Origin of the sequence: Actinoplanes italicus, from assembly GCF_003001815.1 — a bacterium.
GTDB classification, from domain to species: Bacteria; Actinomycetota; Actinomycetes; order Mycobacteriales; family Micromonosporaceae; genus Actinoplanes; species Actinoplanes italicus.
Window position 1 is genome coordinate 386624 of sequence record NZ_PVMZ01000008.1, and the last position, 19830, is coordinate 406453.

Here is a 19830-nt window from a genome sequence, read left to right on the forward strand (position 1 = left end):
TTTGTCGTACCCCTGCGGCAGCATCTCCGGCATGCAGGTTCATGTCGCGAGTCGCCGCAGGAAACCGGAGTCGGTCCGGGCCGCATTTCCGGATGCCACCGTCATCGACGTGACCTCGCGTGGCCCCGAGCCATGGGTGCGGTTCAGCCCGTTCTTTCCGCACGGTGGCATCCCGGTGCCGTTGACCCCCGGTGTCGTCGCCGCATCGGTCGAGGGGATCTGGCAGGCACTGAAGGTGTTCGAGCAGACCGACGTCGACCCGGCGAAACTGGCGGTGACCTCGATGACCGGGCTCAAACGCACGGTCCGCCGGCTCGGCCCGGTCCGCGGTCATCGGGCCGGTCTGCACGGCGAGACGCTGCTCGACTATCCGACCGCCCGGCACACGATCTACCTGCCGGCCTACCGGTGGGTGCTGGAGCACCGGCTGGCCGACGAGGTCGGCCGCCTCCGCGCCCTGGCCGGCCGCGGCGTGGTCCTGCTCGACTACACGACCAACGGCGATCCGGCGGACACGTCGAGCCCGCTGTCGCATGCCGCCCTGCTGGCCCGTCACCTCAGGGGTGACTGGCCCGCCGACTCCCCGTCGTGACCCGCCATGTTCTCGGCGGCCGGTCCGCCGCGCCGCTGCCGTGACCCGCCACCTTCTCGGCGGCCGGTCCACCGAGCCGCTGCCGTGATCCGCCAGCGGCCCGGCAGACTGACCTGCCGAACGGCTGTTGTGACCCGCCACCTTCTCGGCGGCCGGTCCGCTGAGTCGCTGTCATGACGCGGCGTCGTGGGGGTCCGGAGATCTCAGGCGTCCCGGCCCTGCCAGGTCGTTATGCAGACCTCATTGCCCTCACTGTCGGCCAGGACCCGGAAGGACGGTGCCCGTTCTTCGGAGACAAGCCGGCCGCCGGCGGCGAGCGCCGCGGCCAGACGCCCCGGCACCTCGTCGTGCGGGACGCTGATGTCGAAATGGACGCGGTTACGCTGCGGCCGAGGCTCCGACATCCGCTGGAACCAGACGGCCGGTCCCTGACGCAGAGGGTCGATCAGCCGGTCCTCGGGTCCGTGCTTACCGGGCTCATCGGTGTATCCGAGCACCGCCTTCCAGAACGGCCGCACCGAGGCGATATCCAGGGCGTCGATCGCGATCTCCCACTCCTGCACCGATCGCGCGATCAGCTCGGTTCCCGGCGTCGTCTCCTGGCCGAAATCGGGTCCCGACGTCGCCGCCCGGCCAAGACCGGGTCCCGACGTAGCCGCCCGGCCGAGACCGGGTCCCGGCGTCGCCGCCCGCCCGAGACCGGGTCCCGGCGTCGTTTCCCTTCCGACGGCTTGGAGTGCGGCGGTGATCGAGTGGGCCAGTTCTGCATCGCGGGCAGTTACACCGCCGAAGGCTTGCGGCCTGAGGGTGAGGCTGACCAGTTTCGGACGCAGGTCCAGACGCAGATGCTCGTCGGCATCGGCACCACAAGCCTCGACCGCCCAGGCGGCAACCGCGGCGGCCTCCGCGAGCGAACCCACCGCCACGAACGTCCGCAACGTCCCGAGCACGAAACGCCAGCCCTGTTCACCGACCGCCTCAGAAGCCGCGGTCCGGCTCAGAAACCGCTCCATCCCGCCAGGCTGCCAGATCGCCCGTCAGCCTGCCGCCCCGGTGACGCGGCCGCCCCGCGATGGGAAATCACCCCGGCAGGTGCCACGCCGACCGACCGCCATTCCAGCGGACCAGCCAGCACACCGCCGCGTCGGCCACCTCACTGGTTGGCTGCGTGGTGACCTGCGCCCACCGGCACGCCACGGATCACCACACGGGCGGAACAACACCAAGGTGTGGTGATCTACGCCCACCGGAGCACCACAACTCACCACACGCGTGGCACCAGCACCGCTACGCGGCGACCTACGCCCACCCGAGCACCACAGCTCACCACACGTGTTGGCCACCAATGCCCCTATGCGGGGCCTACGCCCACCGACGCACCACAGGCGTGGCACCAGCACCGCTACGCGGCGGCGTACGCCCACCGGAGCACCGCAACTCACCACGCGTTGGGGGGCGGCGAGGTTGGTAGGGCGCGGGAAGCAGTCCGATCGTGCGGCGGCGCGGCGGAGGCACAGGGATGCTGAGACGGCGCTGAGGAGGAGGTGGGCCGTCTGCGGTGGCGGGTTCGGGCGGTCGGGGACACTTGGTCAGGCAGGGTGAGGGCTCGCCCACGGGAGTGAACGGCTGGGGAGGGTTCGTTTGTTGGTGTTCTTCGCGGTGGTCCTGCTGACCATCGGCCTGATCCACTTCTACCTCTGGAAGCGGCTGGTCCGTGACCCACTGCGGCCCGGGCTGGGGCGGCGGGCCGGGACGGTGCTGGCCGTGGTGCTGTTCGCTCTGGTCCCGGCGACCCTCATCGGGGTTCGCGCCGGCTACTTCCAGTGGCTGTCGTGGCCGGGCTATCTGTGGGTCGCCCTGATGTTCTACCTGCTCGTCACGCTCCTGGTGCTGGAGATCCCACGGCTGCTGACGTTGCGCCTGTGGGCCGGCTCCTCCCGTACCGCCAACGATGTCCCGACCGATGGCAGCCCTGCCGTCCGCGAGCCGGGAACCGCCAAGGATGTCCCGACCGATGGCAGCCCTGCCGTCCGCGGGCCGGGAACCGCCAAGGATGTCCCGACCGATGGCAGCCCTGCCGTCCGTGAAGCGGGCACCGCCACGGCCGTCACGGCTGCGGCCGCGCCCGCGAGCATCGTCCGCGCAGGTAAGGACGGTGCTCTTGCCCAGCCTGCCGCCGGTGGCGTCAGCAGGGCGGCGGACACCGGCCTCGGCGGGTCGGTCCCACCGGTCACGGGGGCGGCTGGCGGAACGCCGGGCGCGTCCGACGGGGGCGCCGACGGTGCGAGCGCAGACTCGGAGAAGCGCGGCATCGAGCGCCGCCTGCTGATCGCCCGGGGCACCGCGATCTTCGCGGGCCTGACCGCCGCCGGCATCACCGGCTACGGCGTGAAGACGGCCACCGGCGCGCCGCAGATCGACCGGGTCCGGATTCCGATCGCCAAGCTGCCACGGGCGATGGACGGCACCCGGCTGGCGGTCGTGTCCGACATCCACATCGGGCCGCTGACCGGGGTCGACCATGCCCGCCGGATCGTCCGGGTCATCAACTCGGTGAACGCCGACCTGGTCTGCGTCGTCGGTGACCTGGTCGACGGCAGCGTGGCCGAGCTGGGACGATTCGCCGCGCCGCTGGCCGGCATCGAGTCCCGGCACGGTGCGTTCTTCGTGACCGGCAACCACGAGTACTACTCCGGTGCCGAGGAGTGGATCGACGAGGTGGCCCGGCTGGGGATCCGGCCGCTGCGCAACGAGCGGGTCGAGATCAACGGACTCGACCTGGCCGGGGTGAACGACCTGACCGGCGAGCAGCAGGGCGACGCCCCGGACTTCGCCCGTGCGCTCGGCGACCGGGACACCAACCGTCCGGTCGTCCTGATGGCCCACCAGCCGGTCGCGGCGCGGGAGGCGGCGCCGTACGGGGTGGACCTTCAGGTGTCGGGTCACACGCACGGCGGTCAGATGGCCCCGTTCAACATGCTCGTGAAACTCCAGCAGCCGGTAGTCTCCGGCTTCGGGGAGGTGGACGGCGTGCCGGTTTACGTGACCAACGGCGCGGGATTCTGGGGTCCGCCGGTCCGGGTGGGCGCGCCCCCGCAGGTCACGGTCATCGAATTGCGTGTGGCATAACCCATCAAGATCGGTAAGTGTGTTTGAGCGTGGCGAAGCTTGGCGAGACCGACGGCCGTGACAGGATGCGGAGTGTGGAGGTCAGCACGAATACATATGTCGCGGACCTGCACATTCATTCTCGCTACTCGCGGGCGTGCAGCCGTGATCTGACGCTGCCCAACCTCGCATGGTGGGCGCGGCGCAAGGGCATCGCCCTGCTCGGCACCGGTGACTTCACTCATCCGGCATGGTTCGAGCACCTCAAGGAGAGCCTCGAGCCGGCCGAGCCCGGTCTGTTCCGGCTCGCCGACGAGAGCCCGGTCACCAAGCGCCTGCCGGGTTCGCTGCGTGGCACGACACCGGCCCGGTTCATGCTCAGCGTGGAGATCTCGACGATCTACAAACGCGACGACAAGACCCGCAAGGTCCACCACCTGCTGTACGCCCCCGACTTCGCCTCCGTGGAGAAGATCAACACAGCGCTGTCCCGGATCGGCAACCTGACCGCGGACGGCCGCCCGATCCTGGGGCTCGACTCGCGGAACCTCCTGGAGATCACCCTGGAGGCCGGCGGCTATCTGGTTCCGGCGCACATCTGGACGCCGTGGTTCTCCGCGCTGGGCTCCAAGTCGGGCTTCGACGCGATCGCCGACTGCTACGCCGACCTCGCCGATCACGTGACCGCGGTGGAGACCGGCCTCTCCTCGGATCCGGAGATGAACTGGCGGGTCTCGAGCCTCGACCGGTACCGCCTGGTCTCGAACTCGGACGCGCACTCCCCGGCCGCCCTGGCCCGCGAGGCGACGCTGTTCACCGGCGTTCCGGACTACTTCGCGGTGAAGGACGGTGCCGGCCTGGCCGGGACGCTCGAGTTCTTCCCCGAGGAGGGCAAGTATCACGCCGACGGCCACCGCGCCTGCGGCGTGAACTGGGAACCCGCGAAGACCCGCGCCGCGAACGGCCGCTGCCCCGAGTGCGGGCGCCCGCTGACCGTCGGCGTACTGAGCCGGGTCGAGGACCTCGCCGACCGCCCGCTCGGCTTCCACAGGGACGACCACGTCGAGCACCTGATCCAGCTGCACGAGATCATCGGCGAGATCCACGGCGTCGGGCCGAAGTCGAAGACGGTCGAGTCGCAGCTCAACCACCTGGTCGCCACTCTCGGCGCCGAGCTGGACATCCTGCGTAAGGTGCCGGTCGACGAGATCGGCAAGGCGGGTGGCGACGAACTGCGGGAGGCGATCACCCGGCTGCGGCGCGGTGACGTGCGACGGGTGCCCGGGTACGACGGTGAATACGGCGTGATCACCCTCTTCGACCCGGGTGAGCTGCGTAACCGCAACAGCGCCCCGCAGGTGGAGACGCTGTTCGACTTCCCGGCCGCGACGAAACCGAAGGCCGAACCGGCCGCCGCGCCGGCGAAACCGAAGGCCAAGCCGGCCAAGGAGAAGCCGGCACCGCCACCGCTGGCACCGCCACCGAGCCCTCATGAGCCGTTCGAGCCGATGCTCGCCGGCATGGAGGAGGTCGGCACCGGCCTGCTGGACCGGCTGGACGCGATGCAGCGGGTGGCCGCGTCGGCGCCGGGCGGGCCGCTGCTGATCGTGGCGGGCCCGGGCACCGGCAAGACCCGGACACTGACGCACCGGATCGCGTACCTCTGCGCCGAACTCGGTGTCTTCCCGGAGCGATGTCTGGCGATCACCTTCACCCGGCGGGCCGCCGCCGAGCTGAAGGAGCGCCTCGAGGCGCTGCTCGGGGACGTGGCCGAGGACATCACGGTGGGCACGTTCCACTCGCTGGGCCTGACCGTGCTGAAGGAGAACGCGAAGGCCGCCGGGCTCGGTTCGGGCTGGCGGATCGCCGACGAGCAAGAGCAGGCACAGGCCAGGGAACAGGCCGGCGACGACGACGCGGCGTACCGGAAACTGCTGCGCCAGCAGGACCTGGTGGACCTCGACGATCTGATCAGCGTGCCGGTGGCGCTGCTGCGCGACGACCCGGCGCTGGTGGAGAAGTACCGCAGGCGCTGGCAGTGGATCTTCGTGGACGAGTACCAGGACGTCGACGAGTTGCAGTACGAACTGCTGCGCCAGCTCAGCCCGCCGAACGGCAACCTGTGCGCGATCGGTGACCCGGACCAGGCGATCTACTCGTTCCGTGGCGCCGACGTGCAGTACTTCCTGCGCTTCAACTCCGACTTCGTGGACGCCCGGCTGGTACGGCTGACCCGCAACTACCGGTCGTCGGCACCGATCCTGGCCGCCGCCGTGCAGGCGATCGCACCGTCGACGCTGGTCAGTGGCCGTCGGCTGGACCCGGCACGGCTGGACCCGGAGGCGTCTCTGGTGGGCCGCTACTCGGCACGCGGTGTCGCCGACGAGGCCGACTTCGTGGTCCGCACGATCGACGAGCTGGTCGGCGGTCTGTCGCACCGTTCGCTCGACTCGGGCCGCGTCGACTCCCGCGCCGCCGCCGTCGGGAACCTGTCGTTCTCGGACATCGCGGTGCTGTACCGCACCGACGCGCAGTCCGGTCCGATCCTCGACGCGCTGTCCCGCGCCGGTATCCCCGTGCAGAAGCGTTCACACAACCGGCTGCGGGACCGCGCCGGCGTACCCGAGATCGCCCGGGAGCTACGGCACGCGGGGGGCACCGGCGGTTCGCTGACCGCCCGGGTGAAGGCCGCTGCCCGGATGCTGGTCCAGCGGTGCGCGGCGCCGACCCTCGACGGCGATCAGCTCGCCCCCGAGGATGTCCGGCTCGCCGCCGACCTGCTGACGCCCCTGGCCGACCGGCTCGGCGACGACCTGCCGTTGTTCCTCCAGCAGCTGGCGACCGGAGCCGAGGTGGACGCGCTGGATCCGCGGGCCGAGGCGGTCAACCTGCTCACCCTGCATGCCGCGAAGGGCCTGGAGTTCCCGGTGGTGTTCCTGGCCGGTTGCGAGGACGGGCTGCTGCCGCTGCGCTGGCCGGGTTCGACGCCGTCGGAGGAGGAGACCGCGGAGGAGCGCCGGCTGTTCTTCGTGGGGCTGACGCGTGCGCAGGACCGGCTCTACGTGAGCCATGCGGCGAAGCGGTTCCGGCACGGCAGCGAACGCGAGCAGACACCGACGCCGTTCCTCGATGTGATCGATTCCGGACTGTTCGAGAAACTGGGCGAGGCCACCCCGGCACGACCGAAGGACAGGCAGCTCAGACTGCTGTGAGTCCCAGGCAGGCACCGAGCAGCAGCGCGGGCCCGAACGGGATCGGGCGTGCCCGGCGAGTCACCAGCAACCAGGTGGCGATCGCGCCGTTGAGAAGGTGGGCGGTGCCGAGACCCACGGCCACCGCCGGCCAGCCCGCGAACCCGAGCAGGAACGCCAGTGCCGCGCCCAGTTTCACGTCGCCGAGGCCGAGTCCGCGCCCGGGTAGCAGGGCGATCGCCAGATAGGCGGTGCCGACCAGCAGCCCGGCTGTCAGGGCCGGAACGATCCGGTCCGGCGCGAGCAGGGCGAGCGGGATGCCTCCGGCCAGAGCGAGGACACCGACCAGCCGGTCGGGCAGTCGCAGGCACCCGAGGTCGATCATCGCGAGAAGGAGTCCGGGGATCGCCGCGAGCAGGTGGACCGGCAGTTGCGGCACGGGGCCGAGCACCGCGGCCAGCAGTCCGGCGACCAGCGCGAGTGTCACCGGCGGCAGATGTCCATCGGTGCAGCAGGCCGGTCCGGTGTGAATCCATCCGGATACCCCGGCGGGGAAGGGGCGGCCGCACCGGCCGCACTCGGCACGGGCCGGCGATCCGAATGGGACAGTCAGGCGATGGCCGATCCGGGGCAGGAACGCTCCGGCCGCCGCGCCGAAGAGCATCGACAAGATCACCAGTTGTGACGACACGAAGGTGAAAGGTATCCGATTGTCCGCCGCACGCTACGGTGGCAGGCAGCCTAAGCCGCTTCTGGAGGGACCCCCGATGTCGCAGAACGGGCCGTACCCTGGTCAGCCATGGCCGGGCGGAAGCCCCGAGCAGCCGTATTCGGAGCCGTCCGATCCCTGGCACGGGCACGAGATCCCGCAGCAGCAGGCGTTCGCGCCGCCGGCCGAGTGGAAGAGACCGGACGCCGGGCGGCAGGAGCCGGAGGCGGGGTGGCAGAAGCAGCCGGCCCGGCGTGGGTTCGCGATGGGTGCCACGGTGGCCGCGCTGAGCGTGCTGATCGGCGGCGGCGTGGCGACGGCGGCCTGGTTCACCCTCGGCGACAAGGAGGAACCGACGCCGACGGTGGCCGCCACCACTCCGGCGCCTCGAGTCCCACGGCCGCAGACCAGTGCGGACGCCCGGTTCGCAGCGAAGGGTCAGTGCGTCCGCAACGAGGGTACGAACACCGAGCCCAAGCTACGGATCGTGGAGTGCACGGGCAACACGTACGAGATCTTGAAGCGCATCGACGGCAAGACCACCGGTGAGCGGGACGCGGTGCGAAAGTGTGGAACCGTTCCGAAGTACACCAAGTGGTACTACTACGACACTGAGTACGACGACGTCGATTTCGTCTTGTGCCTGCGCGAGTATCAGCCCGTCTAGCCTTTTCTAGCGCGAATGCTAGACCAACTTAGAGGATGATATCGAGCCGACTCTAGCGCTGACGCTAGATAGCCCGATACGGTGCTACGTCATGGATCCGGTGCGGAACCCGTACGCTCCCGGCGCCGGTCAGCGTCCACCCGAGCTCGCCGGACGCGGCCGTGAGCTGGACGCCTTCGACATCGTCCTGGAGCGGGTGGCCCGCGGCCGGCCCGAGCGCAGCCTGGTACTGACCGGCCTGCGCGGTGTCGGCAAGACAGTGCTGCTCAACACCCTGCGCTCGGCCGCGATCGGCCGGCTGTGGGGCACCGGCAAGATCGAGGCCCGGCCGGATCAGTCGCTGCGCCGCCCGGTCTCCGGCGCGCTGCACATGGCGATCCGCGAGCTGGCCCCGCACCACCGCGACCCGGATCGGGTGGACGAGGTGCTCGGTGTGCTCAAGGCGTTCGCGCTGCGGGCCAACGACGGTAACGCCAAGTTGCGCGACCGCTGGGCACCGGGCATCGACGTGCCGGCGGCCCGTGGCCGGGCCGACTCGGGCGACATCGAGATCGACCTGGTCGAGCTCTTCACCGACGCCGCCTCGCTCGCCACCGACGTGGGCACCGGCATCGCGCTCTTCATCGACGAGATGCAGGACCTGAGCGCGACCGACGTGTCGGCGCTCTGCGCGGCCTGTCACGAGCTGTCGCAGCTGGGAGCGCCGCTCATCGTGGTGGGCGCCGGGCTGCCACATCTGCCGGCCGTGCTGTCGGCCGCCAAGTCGTACTCGGAACGGCTCTTCCGCTATGCCCGCATCGACCGCCTGGACCGGGACGCCGCCGATCTGGCGCTCGGAGTGCCGGCCGAGCGGGAGGACGTGGACTACGACCAGGAAGCGCTCGACCTGCTCTACGAGAAGTCCGGTGGCTACCCCTACTTCGTGCAGGCGTACGGCAAGGCGACCTGGGACCACGCGCCGCAGTCGCCGATCACCGCCGATGATGTCCGGGTTGCCGCCCCTGAGGCCGAGGGCGAGCTGGCAGTCGGGTTCTTCGGTTCCCGGTTCGAACGTGCCACCCCCGCCGAGCGGGAGTACATGCGGGCCATGGCGGCGCTCTCCGACGATCCGGGCAACGACATGGACGCCGCGGTGCCGACCTCGGAGATCGCCATCTCACTCGGCCGGAAGCCGGCGAGCCTGTCCCCGGCCCGCGATGCACTGATCAAAAAAGGTCTCATTTACTCCGGGGAACGGGGAACTGTCGCGTTCACCGTCCCGCACTTCGGCCGCTACCTCAGGACACAGCCGGTGTAAGACCGCGTGTGCGGGTATAACCGGATCCATGAGGCCCGTTCGCAGCGCCGCGCGCGCCATGCTGGCATCGATCTTCGTCGTCGACGGCATCCGGACCCTGACGCGGCCGGAGTCCCGCGTCCAGGCGGTCCGCCCGCTCACCGACCGGGTCACCCCGCTGCTCGAGCGGACCGACCCACGCCTTCCCACCGATCCGGTCACCCTGGTCCGCGTCAAGGCCGCGGCCGACGTGCTGGCCGGGCTGGCGCTGGCCACCGGCCGGTTCACGCGGCCCGCAGCGGCGGTTCTGGCCGCCGGGCTGATCCCGCACACGGCGACCGGCGGCCGCGACCGGGATCAGATGCTGCGCAATCTCGGGCTGCTCGGCGGGCTGCTTCTGGCGGCCGTCGACACCGAGGGGCGCCCGGGTATTCGCTATCGGACAACGCACGCGGTGGACCGGAGCCAGCGCTCGGTTCGGCGCGCGTTGCGTACCGCCCGAAGGGAAGCCAAGATCGCCGCCGCGTCTGCTGTGGCAGCGCGCAGATTGCCCGGCTAACAACCTTCTTGCGGCCTTTGCGTTAAAGCGGACGAGGGGCCGCGCGGTCGGTCTGCGCCTTCTAAGCTCGCTTCCGCTCGGCTACGACCTGCCGCCGTTTCCGACCGCTTCGCCCCTCGCGCGAAAGGGCGGGTCGACCGGCAGAACGTGCCGTGCCCGGGGACGAGACGGGGGTCGCGCCATGCCGGCGAACGAGGAGAACGAGCACAGCGCTGCGCGCGTGCGGACCGGGTTGGTCGCCGTCGGCGTCCTTCTCACGGTCGCGATCATCACCCTTTATCTGCAGCGGTACGGCTTGAGCACGTTAGCCGTCGAACATGAGGCGATCCGGGGCTGGCTGGCCGGTGACGGCCTCTACGCGTACCGCTCCCCGGACAACGAAGCGGGCGCCGCCCTGCCCCCCGCCCTGGCGCTGATGCTCGCGCCCCTGACCCTGCTGCCGTTGCGCGCCGCCGGCTGGCTGCTGGCCCTGGCCGGTCTGACCGCCCTGGTGCTCACCATCCGGATCGTCACCGGGCCGGTCGCCCGCCGCTACGGGCGCCGCCACAGCCCGTTCGTCGTGACCGCCACCGCCCTGGCCCTGATGGCCGAACCGGTCCGCGCCGCGATCGGGTTCGGCCGCCCGGAGCTGCTGATCTTCGCCCTTCTCGCGGCCGATCTGGTCGCGCTGCGCCGCACGTCCCGGACCCGCCACCGGTCACTGGCCGCCGTGCTCGGCTCCGGCCGGTCCGGCGCCCGCCGCGTTCCCGGGCAGTCACGCTCGGAGGTCGACCCGACGGCTCCCGGATCGTTGCGCCGGGCCTGGTACGCGGGGACCTGGGCAGGCGTCGGGACCGGACTGGCGACCGCCCTCAGCCCGGCCGCGATCCTGTTCATCGTCCATCTGTTCATCACCAGGCAGCGCCGCGTGGCGGTCACCGCCCTGGCGACCGCGACGGTGGTCACCCTCACGGCGCTGCTCCTGGCACCGGCGGAAACCCTGGCGTGGTACGGGACGACGATGTGGGAACTCGACCGTCCGGCCCCGGTGAGCGACCACGACAACCAGTCCCTGGCCGGTGTGATGGCCCGGCTGTACGGCTTCCCGGCGCCGCCCGTCCTCGTGTGGCTCTCGTTCGGCGTCCTGCTGGTGGCCGTCGGGCTGATCCGGGCCCGCTCGGCACACGCCGACGGCGACGAGGTGGCCGCGTTCACGCTGATCGGCCTCACCACCGCCGTCGCCGGCCCGGTGACCACCGCCGCGGAGAGCCTCTGGCTCCTCCCCGCCGTGCTCATCCTGGCCGACACCGGCGTACGCAGCCGGTCGAGTGTCCGGCTGCCCCGCTCGGCCCGGTTCACCGGCACCGGCTATCTGGCCGCGGCCGTCGCCGGTTACCTGGTCCTGATCAGCACCCCGGTCTGGTCGCTGCGTTGGAACGTGCCGGCTTTCGCCCTGATCGTGCTGGTCAACGCGCTGCCATGGCGGCACGGCACACCGACCCTGCCGACCCGGCGACCCACAACGACCCGTCGGGCGGCGATCCCCCTGCCTCGCGGCGGCTGACCGATGTGACCGCCGTGGGCAGAACGTTCTGTCTGCCGAGACGGACCGATGTCACCGCCGACGGTCAGGGGCAGTTGACCCATTCCTCGGTGCCGTCCTTGAAGACCTGACGCTTCCAGATCGGCAGCCGGGCCTTGGCCTCGTCGACCAGCCGCCCACAGGCCGCGAACGCGGCCGCGCGGTGCGCCGTGCTGACCGATGCGACCAGCGCGACATCACCGATGCCGAGGGTGCCGATGCGGTGCGAGATCGCCACCGCGTAGACGGCCGGGTCGGCGGCGATCTCCTCGGCCACCTCGCGCAGGATCGCCGCGGCGGTGGGATGGCCTTCGTACTCCAGCAGGGTGACACCGCGGCCGTGGTCGTGGTCGCGGACTACGCCCTGGAAGGAGACGACAGCACCGGCCCGGCGGTCGGCGACCGCGGCCTCGTGTGCGGCCAGGTCGAGCGGCTCGTCGACCACGGCGGTCAGGGTCACCACACCGGTGGTGGTGGTCATGGGCGCTCTCCGGGCAGCAACGGAAGGGGCAGGAAGGGAACCGTGTCACCGGCCGCGGCCTGCGTGCCGGGACGGACGACGACGAAACCGTGCGAGTTGGCGAGGCCCCGGAGCATGGCGGATCCGACGTGCCCGGCCGGGGTCGCGGTGTGCCCGGCGACGTCGAGAGTGGCCAGCGCCAGGTGGGTGAAGCCGCCACGCCCCGCGACGTCACTCCCGGCGGTGACCGACGGCAGCGGCGGCAGAGCCCGGCCGTTCAGTCCCGCGAGCAGCGGCGCGACCAGCGTGACCAGGGCGATCACCGCGGACTGCGGGTTGCCGGGGAGCCCGGCGAGGAACCGGTCGCGTCCGTCGGGGCCGGGCACCCGGGCGAGCAGCATCGGGAAGCCGGGGCGTACGGCGACGGTGTTGACCAGGTACGACGCACCGAGCTCGGCCAGCGCCGGATGCAGGTGGTCGACCGGTCCGTGCATGGTGCCGCCGGTGGTGCAGACCAGGTCGGCGGTGTCGAGCGCGGACCGGATCGCGTCGAGGTGTGCGGTGAGGGTGTCCTTGACCGGCCCGGTCACCGATTCCACCCGGGCGCCGTATCGGCGCAGCCAGCCGGGCACCTGCGGACCGAGCGAGTCCCGGACCCGGCCGGCGCCGGGCGGCCCGGCGGTGAGCAGCTCGTCGCCGAAGACGAGCATGGCGGCACTCGGGCGTGAGCGGACCGCGAGAGTCTCGTAGCCGCAGGTCGCGGCAACGCCGATGATCGCCGGGTCGACGGCCGTACCGGCGGGAAAGAGCTCCTCGCCGAGGTCCGCCTCCTCACCGGGAAGCCGCCAGTCGGGGAGGGTCCGCGGCTCTCCGGAGACCCGGCCGTCGGCACCGGTGACCGAGTCCTCGATCCGGATCAGGGCGGTGGCGTGCTCCGGAACCATCGCGCCGGTGGCGATCTCGACACAGTCGCCGTCCGCGGTGAGCGGCGGTGGTGTGCCTCCGGCCAGAACCCGGCCGACCGGACGCCACGGACCGGCGCCGCGCACCGCCCAGCCGTCGATGCTCGACGTCGGGAAGGCGGGCAGGTCGGTGAGGGTGCGCAGGGGTTCGGCGAGGGTCCGGCCGTCGGCCTCGGCCAGCGGGATCGTCTCCGCGCCGCGAGCTGCCGCCCGGCCCGCCTCATAGGCGAGCGTGCGCGCCAGTTCCCAGTCCACAGGGGTCGACTCGGTCACTGGGAAAGCCTAGCGCTCAGTGGTCGCCACCCCGGATCTGGTCCACGGTGTGTACGAGGAGCGGACCGAGTACGGCCAGCCCGTCCTTGGCACCGCCGGTGGATCCGGGCAGGTTGACGATCAGGGTGCGCCCGGCCACTCCGGCGAGCCCGCGGGAGAGGGCCGCTGCGGGCACCCGATCTCGGCTGTGGGCGCGGATCGCCTCGGCGATGCCGGGGATCTCGAAGTCGAGCAGGCCGCGAGTCGCCTCGGGCGTGCGGTCGGTCGGGGTGACTCCGGTTCCGCCGCTGGTCAGGACGACGTCGACACCATCGGCGATCGCGGTGCGCAGGGCTTCGGCGACAGGGTCCCCATCGGGTACGACCACGGGGTTCTCGTCCACGTCGCATCCGAGTTCGCGGAGCCCGGCGACGAGGCGGGGCCCGCTGGTGTCGGCGTAGACGCCGGCCGCGGCCCGGTTGGAGGCGACGATCACTCGGGCCCGGATGGTCACGGCCGGTCCTCCGGGCGTACCCAATCTCCGGTCTTGCCGCCTTCTTTTCGCAGCACCCGGACGGCTTCCAGGCTCGCCGCGGGGTCGACGGCCTTGATCATGTCGATCATGGCGAGACCGGCCGTCGCGACCGCGGTGAGGGCTTCCATCTCGACCCCCGTGCGGTCGGCGGTCTTGGTGATGGCGGTGATCTCGACGGTGTCGCGAGTGGTGCTCAGCTCCACCTTGACCCCGTGCAGCCCGATCGGGTGGCACAGCGGGATCAGGTCGGGGGTCTTCTTGGCCCCCATGATCCCGGCGAGGCGGGCCACCGCGAGCGCGTCGCCCTTGGGCAGGCCGTCGCGCAGCAACAGATCGATCACCTCGGCGGTGGTCCGGACCCTGCCCGCGGCGATGGCCCGGCGGTCGCTCACCGCCTTGGCGGAAACGTCGACCATGCGCGCGGCACCGGTCTCGTCAACGTGGGTCAACTGGGTTCCCTGGGACATACCGGGAGCTTAGTTCTCATCACCGCCGCAGCGGCTTCACACTTCGTCCACACAGCTCAGGGATGCTTCGGCGATAGCGGAAATAGAATTCCGGGTAAGCGAATGAACGATTCTCATTGCACTGGGTTTCCATTCAGAAACTGTCCGTAACAGGACGCCATCCTGTTATCGCATTCTGCGCATACCGACACGATCCACTGGAAAACACCTCCACTCAGTCCTAAGTTATGTCCTGTCAGGACGACACGGGACAAAAGGGAGGTAATCACCATGCGTGACGCCAAAGAGTGGGCCTGAAGAACGCCTGATGCGCGGACAGACAGTTATCAATTACCTTGGGGCTTGAGCGACGACTCGATTGCGCTGAGCAACGACAAGGACCGCATGTCTCAGGACAACGACGAAGACAACGTGACCGATCGGCAGCTACGGCTGCTCGTCGGTCTCGTCGTCGTTCTGGGCCTCTGCACGACCGCCGGCCTCGGGGCCTACACGCTGCTGCGTCTTCCCGACCCACCGCCGGCCCCACTGACCCTCGCCGCCCTCTGCGGCCTCATGATCATCGCGCATCGGACGCGGGTCTACGTCCGGGTCAAGTCGAACATCGACGGCAACACATGGGCGGAAGTTCCGGTCCTCATCGGACTGACCCTCATTCCAGCGCCATGGGTCGTCTTCTCCGCTATCGCCGCAATCGTCGTAGTGCGCTGCCTGAAGTGGCTCGGTCCGCAGAAAACGGCATTCGGTATAGCCAAGGAGGCTTTGACCACCGGATCGGCGGCCGCCGTATTCCTCGCGCTGGGTGTCCATGCCGATCTGTCCCAGCCGGCGTTCCCGGTGCTGCCGATCGTGCTGGCGCTGGCCGCCTACATCGTGGTCGACCACCTGGTGTTCGTCCCGGTGCTCTCGGTCGCCACCGGCAGCAGCGCATGGCAGGTGGCGCTGCACGACTGGGCCAGCAAGGTCATCCTCCACCTCGGCGAACTGGTCGCCGCCCTGCTGGTGGTCGGGGTGTTCGCCACCGGCACCAACCCGCTGCTCCTGCTGGTCGTCCCGCTCGTTGTGGTGTGTATGCACCTGTGGCAGTCCCGCAGCGTTCGCACCCGCGAGGAACGCGAGTCCTGGCAGCGTCTGGCCAAGGCCACCGACGAGCTCAACGCCGTCGACCTCACCCAGGTCCTGCACTCGGCGACGACCCGCGCCGCTCAGATCTTCTCCGCGGCCGAGGCCGCCATCGACCTGACCGGCCGCAGGGTCCGGGCCACCGAGTCGCAGGTCCTGGCGGACGGACCGATCCCCGCCGATGACGTGCCGCCGCCGGACGAGACCACCGTCGATCTGATCGCGCACGACGGCAGTGTCCGGGTCGGGGTGCTGCGGCTGCGGTTCGGAGGGTCGGTCCGGCTGACCGAGGTGGAGCAGTACAAACTCCGGACCTTCGCCTCCGCGGTGTGCACCGCCATCCGCAACGCCCAGGCCTACGCCGAGCTGGCACGCATCGCCGCGGAGAACGCCCATGCCGCCACCCACGACCCGCTGACCGGCCTGGCCAACCGCCGCCGGCTCTACGACCGTGCCGAGCGGCTGTTCCGCCCATCCGCCCGGTCCGGTCTGTTCGCCCTGCTCCTGATCGACCTGAACCACTTCAAAGAGGTCAACGACACGCTCGGCCACGCCGCCGGCGACCACGTGCTGCGGGAGGTGGCGGGCCGTCTGCGTGACGCGGCCGCCCCCGGAGATCTGGTCGCCCGGCTCGGCGGTGACGAGTTCGCGGTGCTGCTCACCGGCCTGCCCACACCTGCGCTGGCCGGGCACCGGGCCACCGGCATGCTCGCCGCCCTGGACGCGAGCATCGAGGTCGAGGGGATGCGGCTCACGGTCGAGGCGGCCGGTGGCATCGCCCTGGCCGCCGGCACCGGCAGCGTCGAGGAGCTGATGCGCCGTGCCGACATCGCGATGTACCAGGCGAAACGCGCCGGCGAGCAGACCGTCGTGTACGCGCATGCCCGGGACACCGCCGACCTGGAGCGACTGCTACTCACCGGCGAGCTTCGCCGGGCCGTGGCCGAGCACGAGTTCACCGTCGACTTCCAGCCGATCGTCGATCTCGGCACCGGCGAGGTGGTGGCGGCCGAGGCACTGGCCCGCTGGCACCACCCCGACCAGGGCAGTCTCAGCCCGGTGCGGTTCCTGGAGACGGTGGAGCGCTCCGGGCAGCTTCCGGCGTTCGCCGACGCGGTGCTGGAGCAGTCGCTGATCGCCCGTCAGAGCTGGCAGGAGGCCGGCTTCGACCTGCCGGTGGCGGTCAACGTGTCGCCGCGCAGTCTGCTCGACCCGACGTTCCCCGGCGCGGTGCTGGCCCGCCTGGCCCGGCACGACGTGCCCGCCGACCGGCTCGTCCTCGAACTCACCGAGACGCTCACCGTCAGTCAGCTCGACGTGGTCGAACGTACCCTCGCCGAACTGCGCAACGCCGGCGTCCGCCTGGCCATCGACGACTTCGGGACGGGCGTCTCGTCGCTGTCCGTGCTGTCCCGGATCCCGGTGCACCAGCTCAAGATCGATCGCGAGTTCGTGGCCGGCGTCCAGACCTCGACCGAGGCCGCCGCGGTCGTCCGGACGACCGTCGACCTGGCCCGCAACCTGCACCTCACGGTCGTGGCCGAAGGTGTCGAGAGCGAGCCGCAGCGGCGCGCTCTCTGGTCGCTGGGCTGTACGTCCGGCCAGGGGCACCTGTTCGCCCGGCCGTACTCCGCCGCCCGCTTCCTCAGCACCCTGCAGCGTGGCTCGGGTGGGCGGCCCGGTGTTCTGGCGGTGGCACTGCACGACGAGGGCTCGGTGGTCCGTCTGCCGGCGCGCCGTCTGCCAAACTTGCCCGCGTGATCAAGCTGTCGGACCGCGCGGTCGATCTCCTCCTGTATTCGCTCTCCGCGGTCTTCGCGCTGGTCACGGCACTGACGTCGACACTGATGCCACACCGGGCGTGGGGTGCGATCGCGGCATGCGGCTATCTGGCCGCCCTGCTGCTCGTGTTCCTGGTCCGGCAACGCGGCGTGCTGACCTGGGCCGCCTGGGGCGCGGTGGCGCTGCTGCCTCTGGTCGTCCAGGCCGTGCAGCGCGCCGGTGGGCGTACCGACCGGGCGCAGGAGGAGGTCGTGGTCGTCGAGCATATGGGCGAGTCACTGCTGCACAGCGGAACGCCCTATCTGAGCCGTATGGAGATCGCCGCGATCCCGCTCGACGAACGTCTGCTCGGCTACCGCCCGTACCAGCCCGGCATGTCGATCTTTGGTCTGCCGCGGGCTCTCGCCGGCGATCACTGGTGGACCGACGCACGCATCTGGTTCGCGATCATCACGGTGGCCACGGTCGCTGCGGCGCTCACCCTCCTGCGTGATTCAACCCCTTCGGCGGTACGGGTGAAGCGCGCGCTCCCCTCGTTCGTGCCGGAGCGCCCGGCCCTGGTGCGGGCCATGCAGGCCGCCACGGTCCTCCCGGTGACCGCGCTGACCCTGGCGACCGGCGGCGACGACATCCCGGTCCTGGGTCTCTGCCTGCTCGCCCTGGCCCTCGCCGCGACAAACCGGCCCGGCTGGGCGGGTGTGGCCGTCGGGGCGGCCGCCGCGTGCAAACTCTTCGCGCTCCCGGTGGTCGCCGTCCTGGTCGTCCACGCGATCGCGACCGGGACGTGGCGCCGGCTCCTTCCCGGTGCGCTCGGTCTGCCCGTGCTGGCCCTGATCCCGCCGCTGCTGGTGAACTCCGACGCCCTGATCGAGAACGTGCTCCGCTTCCCGCTCGGTCACGGTCTGGTGACCAGTCCGGCCCAGTCGCCGTTCCCCGGCTATCTGATCGCGCAGTCCGTGCCGAACGGGCGCTACGTTGCCGTCGGCCTGCTGGTGGCCGCGGCCGCCGTGATCGGGGTGCTGCTGCTGCGCCGTCCGCCGCGGACCGCCCGCTCGGCCGCGCTCTTCTGCGGCTGGGGACTTCTCACCGCGATCCTGTTGATGCCGACGACACGATTCGGTTACCTGCTCTACCCGGCCGCTTTGCTGCTATTTGCCCCAGCACTCAGCAAGGACACAGCTTCTTCGGCCCCACGGAATGACACGGCCTTGTACCGTCAATGAAATGCAGATGACCTGTCCCAAGTGTCACGGTGAGATGCGGGTCTACGAGCGCAGTGGCGTCACGATCGACCAGTGCACCGAGTGCCGCGGAATCTTCCTTGACCGTGGCGAGCTGGAGAAGCTCTTCGCCGTCGAGGCCAATTACAACCGGCCCCCGGCCGGCGGCCAGGTTCCGCCGCCCCCCGCCCCGCATCAGCAGCACCCCCAGCACCAGCCGGGCTACCCGCCGCCCCCGCCCCCGCCGCCGCCCGCCTACGGTCAGCCGCACGCCTACCCGCCGCCCGTCCCGGCCTATGGCCACCACGGCCACTACCGGCGCGCTCCCGGTTACGGGCACCACGGCCACTACCGGCGCCGGGGCTTCCTGCACGACCTGTTCGACTAATCCTTGGTCGTCCTGTTCGACTGATCCCTGGTCGTCTTCGACTGATCCCTGGTCGTCGAAGTAACGCGGGTGCGGCCGGCATGCGCGATGTGCGACGTTGTGTCGCATGTCGGCCGATCCCGTGGAAGTCGCCGCTCGCCTCGTCGGTGAGCGATTCCCGCACGCACACGCCGCGTTCCTCGGCGGCAGTTCGCCGACCGCCCGCCGCACCCCGTGGTCCGACCTGGACATCGTGGTCGTCCTGGACGGGCCGCCGGCACCGTTCCGGGAGACCCTGCGCCACTCCGGTCAACTCGTCGAGTGGTTCGTGCAGACTCCGGGCTCGCTTCGGCATTACTGGCGGCACGACACCGTACGACGGCGCACTCCACTGCTGCGGATGGTCGCCGAGGGCGTGATCCTGACCAGTACCGACGGCGCCGCCGAGGGCTACCGCGCCCGGGCCTGTGCGCTGCTCGCCGCCGGGCCCGCCGCACCGACCGCCACCACCGTCGACATGCAGCGCTATCTGGTCACCGACCTGGTCGACGATCTGCGCGGCTGTTCCGATCCGGTGGAGATCTCCTATCTCGCGGCGACACTGGTGCTCGCCGCCTCCGACCTGCTGCTGCTCGCCGGGAACCGCTGGTCGGCGCGAGGCAAGTGGCTGCCTCGCCGGCTGGCTGAGATCGACCCCGAACTGCCGGGCCGGCTCGCGGCCGCACAGCAGACCGTCCTGGCCGACCGGGAGCCTCTCGTGGCGGCGGTCCTGGCCGTGCTGCACCGGGTCGGCGGCCCGCTTCAGGAGGGTTTCCGGCTCGAGGGCGAGGATCCGAGCCGATAATTTTCCGCCGTCATTGCGAAAGCTCCGGGTACGCAGAGTCATGTCGCCGATCAAAGCGACGCTCCACAGTGCACGAATCACCTGCGTGAACCCGGAGCTTCAGTACCGCGCCGGAATGCCCCCAGTGGGATTGATCACTCTCAGTAGTGACAAACC

At 70.7% G+C, this 19830-nt stretch carries 17 protein-coding genes; 11 read left to right on the forward strand and 6 right to left on the reverse strand.

The window, feature by feature from the left end; translation table 11 throughout:
* The first annotated feature begins 31 nt into the window (after nucleotides 1-31).
* Nucleotides 32-592 carry a DUF6939 family protein gene (locus CLV67_RS21910; RefSeq protein ID WP_106321231.1) on the forward strand — a complete coding sequence of 187 codons (561 nt, stop codon included), beginning with the start codon at nucleotides 32-34 and terminating at the stop codon, nucleotides 590-592.
* 203 nt (nucleotides 593-795) lie between these two features.
* Here CLV67_RS21910 and CLV67_RS21915 read toward each other — a convergent pair whose 3' ends face one another.
* Entirely contained in the window at nucleotides 796-1605 is an 810-nt protein-coding gene (locus CLV67_RS21915) for a VOC family protein (protein ID WP_106321233.1), read from the reverse strand.
* 847 nt (nucleotides 1606-2452) lie between these two features.
* Here CLV67_RS21915 and CLV67_RS21920 point away from each other — a divergent pair.
* Both CLV67_RS21920 and CLV67_RS21925 read left to right on the forward strand, forming a co-directional pair.
* Nucleotides 2453-3721, forward strand: a complete 1269-nt coding sequence (locus CLV67_RS21920; RefSeq protein WP_428839485.1) for a metallophosphoesterase — start codon at nucleotides 2453-2455, stop codon at nucleotides 3719-3721.
* Nucleotides 3722-3786: 65 nt separating this feature from the next.
* Entirely contained in the window at nucleotides 3787-6912 is a 3126-nt protein-coding gene (locus CLV67_RS21925) for a UvrD-helicase domain-containing protein (protein ID WP_106321386.1), read from the forward strand.
* On the opposite strand, the gene CLV67_RS21930 is transcribed toward CLV67_RS21925, so the two are convergent.
* Complete coding sequence (locus tag CLV67_RS21930) at nucleotides 6899-7378, reverse strand: prepilin peptidase (RefSeq protein ID WP_239166481.1); 480 nt, start codon at nucleotides 7376-7378, stop codon at nucleotides 6899-6901. The two genes, CLV67_RS21925 and CLV67_RS21930, sit on opposite strands and share 14 nt — an antisense overlap.
* 280 nt (nucleotides 7379-7658) lie before the next feature.
* Here CLV67_RS21930 and CLV67_RS21935 point away from each other — a divergent pair, with 280 nt between their 5' ends.
* The 4 genes from CLV67_RS21935 to CLV67_RS21950 all read left to right on the forward strand — a co-directional run bounded on the left by CLV67_RS21935 (nucleotide 7659) and on the right by CLV67_RS21950 (nucleotide 11645).
* Nucleotides 7659-8267 (forward strand): LppU/SCO3897 family protein, encoded by a 609-nt coding sequence (locus CLV67_RS21935; protein WP_106321237.1) that lies wholly within the window; start codon nucleotides 7659-7661, stop codon nucleotides 8265-8267.
* Nucleotides 8268-8358: 91 nt separating this feature from the next.
* Nucleotides 8359-9564: an ATP-binding protein gene (locus CLV67_RS21940; RefSeq protein WP_106321238.1), complete on the forward strand. Its 1206-nt coding sequence runs from the start codon at nucleotides 8359-8361 to the stop codon at nucleotides 9562-9564.
* Between the two features lie 28 nt (nucleotides 9565-9592).
* Nucleotides 9593-10102 carry a DoxX family protein gene (locus CLV67_RS21945; protein WP_106321240.1) on the forward strand — a complete coding sequence of 170 codons (510 nt, stop codon included), beginning with the start codon at nucleotides 9593-9595 and terminating at the stop codon, nucleotides 10100-10102.
* Nucleotides 10103-10283: 181 nt separating this feature from the next.
* Nucleotides 10284-11645, forward strand: coding sequence for a glycosyltransferase family 87 protein (locus CLV67_RS21950; RefSeq protein ID WP_106321242.1), 1362 nt, complete (start codon nucleotides 10284-10286; stop codon nucleotides 11643-11645).
* A 64-nt stretch (nucleotides 11646-11709) separates the two neighbouring features.
* On the opposite strand, the gene CLV67_RS21955 is transcribed toward CLV67_RS21950, so the two are convergent.
* From CLV67_RS21955 to moaC, 4 genes are read right to left on the reverse strand one after another with little or no spacing between them, the layout of a single operon-like run.
* Nucleotides 11710-12144 (reverse strand): molybdenum cofactor biosynthesis protein MoaE, encoded by a 435-nt coding sequence (locus CLV67_RS21955; protein WP_106321244.1) that lies wholly within the window; start codon nucleotides 12142-12144, stop codon nucleotides 11710-11712.
* Complete coding sequence (locus CLV67_RS21960; protein ID WP_106321246.1) at nucleotides 12141-13358, reverse strand: molybdopterin molybdotransferase MoeA; 1218 nt, start codon at nucleotides 13356-13358, stop codon at nucleotides 12141-12143. Before CLV67_RS21960 ends, CLV67_RS21955 begins: the two co-directional genes overlap by 4 nt.
* Before the next feature lie 16 nt (nucleotides 13359-13374).
* On the reverse strand, nucleotides 13375-13875 hold the full coding sequence (locus tag CLV67_RS21965) for a MogA/MoaB family molybdenum cofactor biosynthesis protein (protein ID WP_106321248.1): 501 nt from the start codon (nucleotides 13873-13875) through the stop codon (nucleotides 13375-13377).
* The gene (gene moaC, locus CLV67_RS21970) at nucleotides 13848-14339 is read right to left on the reverse strand and encodes a cyclic pyranopterin monophosphate synthase MoaC (protein ID WP_106321250.1); all 492 of its coding nucleotides are present in this window, start codon (nucleotides 14337-14339) and stop codon (nucleotides 13848-13850) included. The genes CLV67_RS21965 and moaC overlap by 28 nt, the downstream gene beginning before the upstream one ends.
* 384 nt (nucleotides 14340-14723) lie before the next feature.
* On the opposite strand from moaC, the gene CLV67_RS21975 reads away from it, so the two are divergent.
* The 4 genes from CLV67_RS21975 (at nucleotide 14724) to CLV67_RS21990 (ending at nucleotide 19674) form a co-directional block, all read left to right on the forward strand.
* Nucleotides 14724-17222 carry a putative bifunctional diguanylate cyclase/phosphodiesterase gene (locus CLV67_RS21975; protein WP_106321390.1) on the forward strand — a complete coding sequence of 833 codons (2499 nt, stop codon included), beginning with the start codon at nucleotides 14724-14726 and terminating at the stop codon, nucleotides 17220-17222.
* Nucleotides 17219-18466 (forward strand): glycosyltransferase 87 family protein, encoded by a 1248-nt coding sequence (locus tag CLV67_RS21980; RefSeq protein WP_106321252.1) that lies wholly within the window; start codon nucleotides 17219-17221, stop codon nucleotides 18464-18466. Before CLV67_RS21975 ends, CLV67_RS21980 begins: the two co-directional genes overlap by 4 nt.
* A gap of 1 nt (nucleotide 18467) precedes the next feature.
* Nucleotides 18468-18851: a TFIIB-type zinc ribbon-containing protein gene (locus tag CLV67_RS21985; RefSeq protein WP_106321254.1), complete on the forward strand. Its 384-nt coding sequence runs from the start codon at nucleotides 18468-18470 to the stop codon at nucleotides 18849-18851.
* A 106-nt stretch (nucleotides 18852-18957) separates the two neighbouring features.
* Complete coding sequence (locus CLV67_RS21990; protein ID WP_106321256.1) at nucleotides 18958-19674, forward strand: nucleotidyltransferase domain-containing protein; 717 nt, start codon at nucleotides 18958-18960, stop codon at nucleotides 19672-19674.
* The last annotated feature ends 156 nt before the right edge of the window (nucleotides 19675-19830 follow it).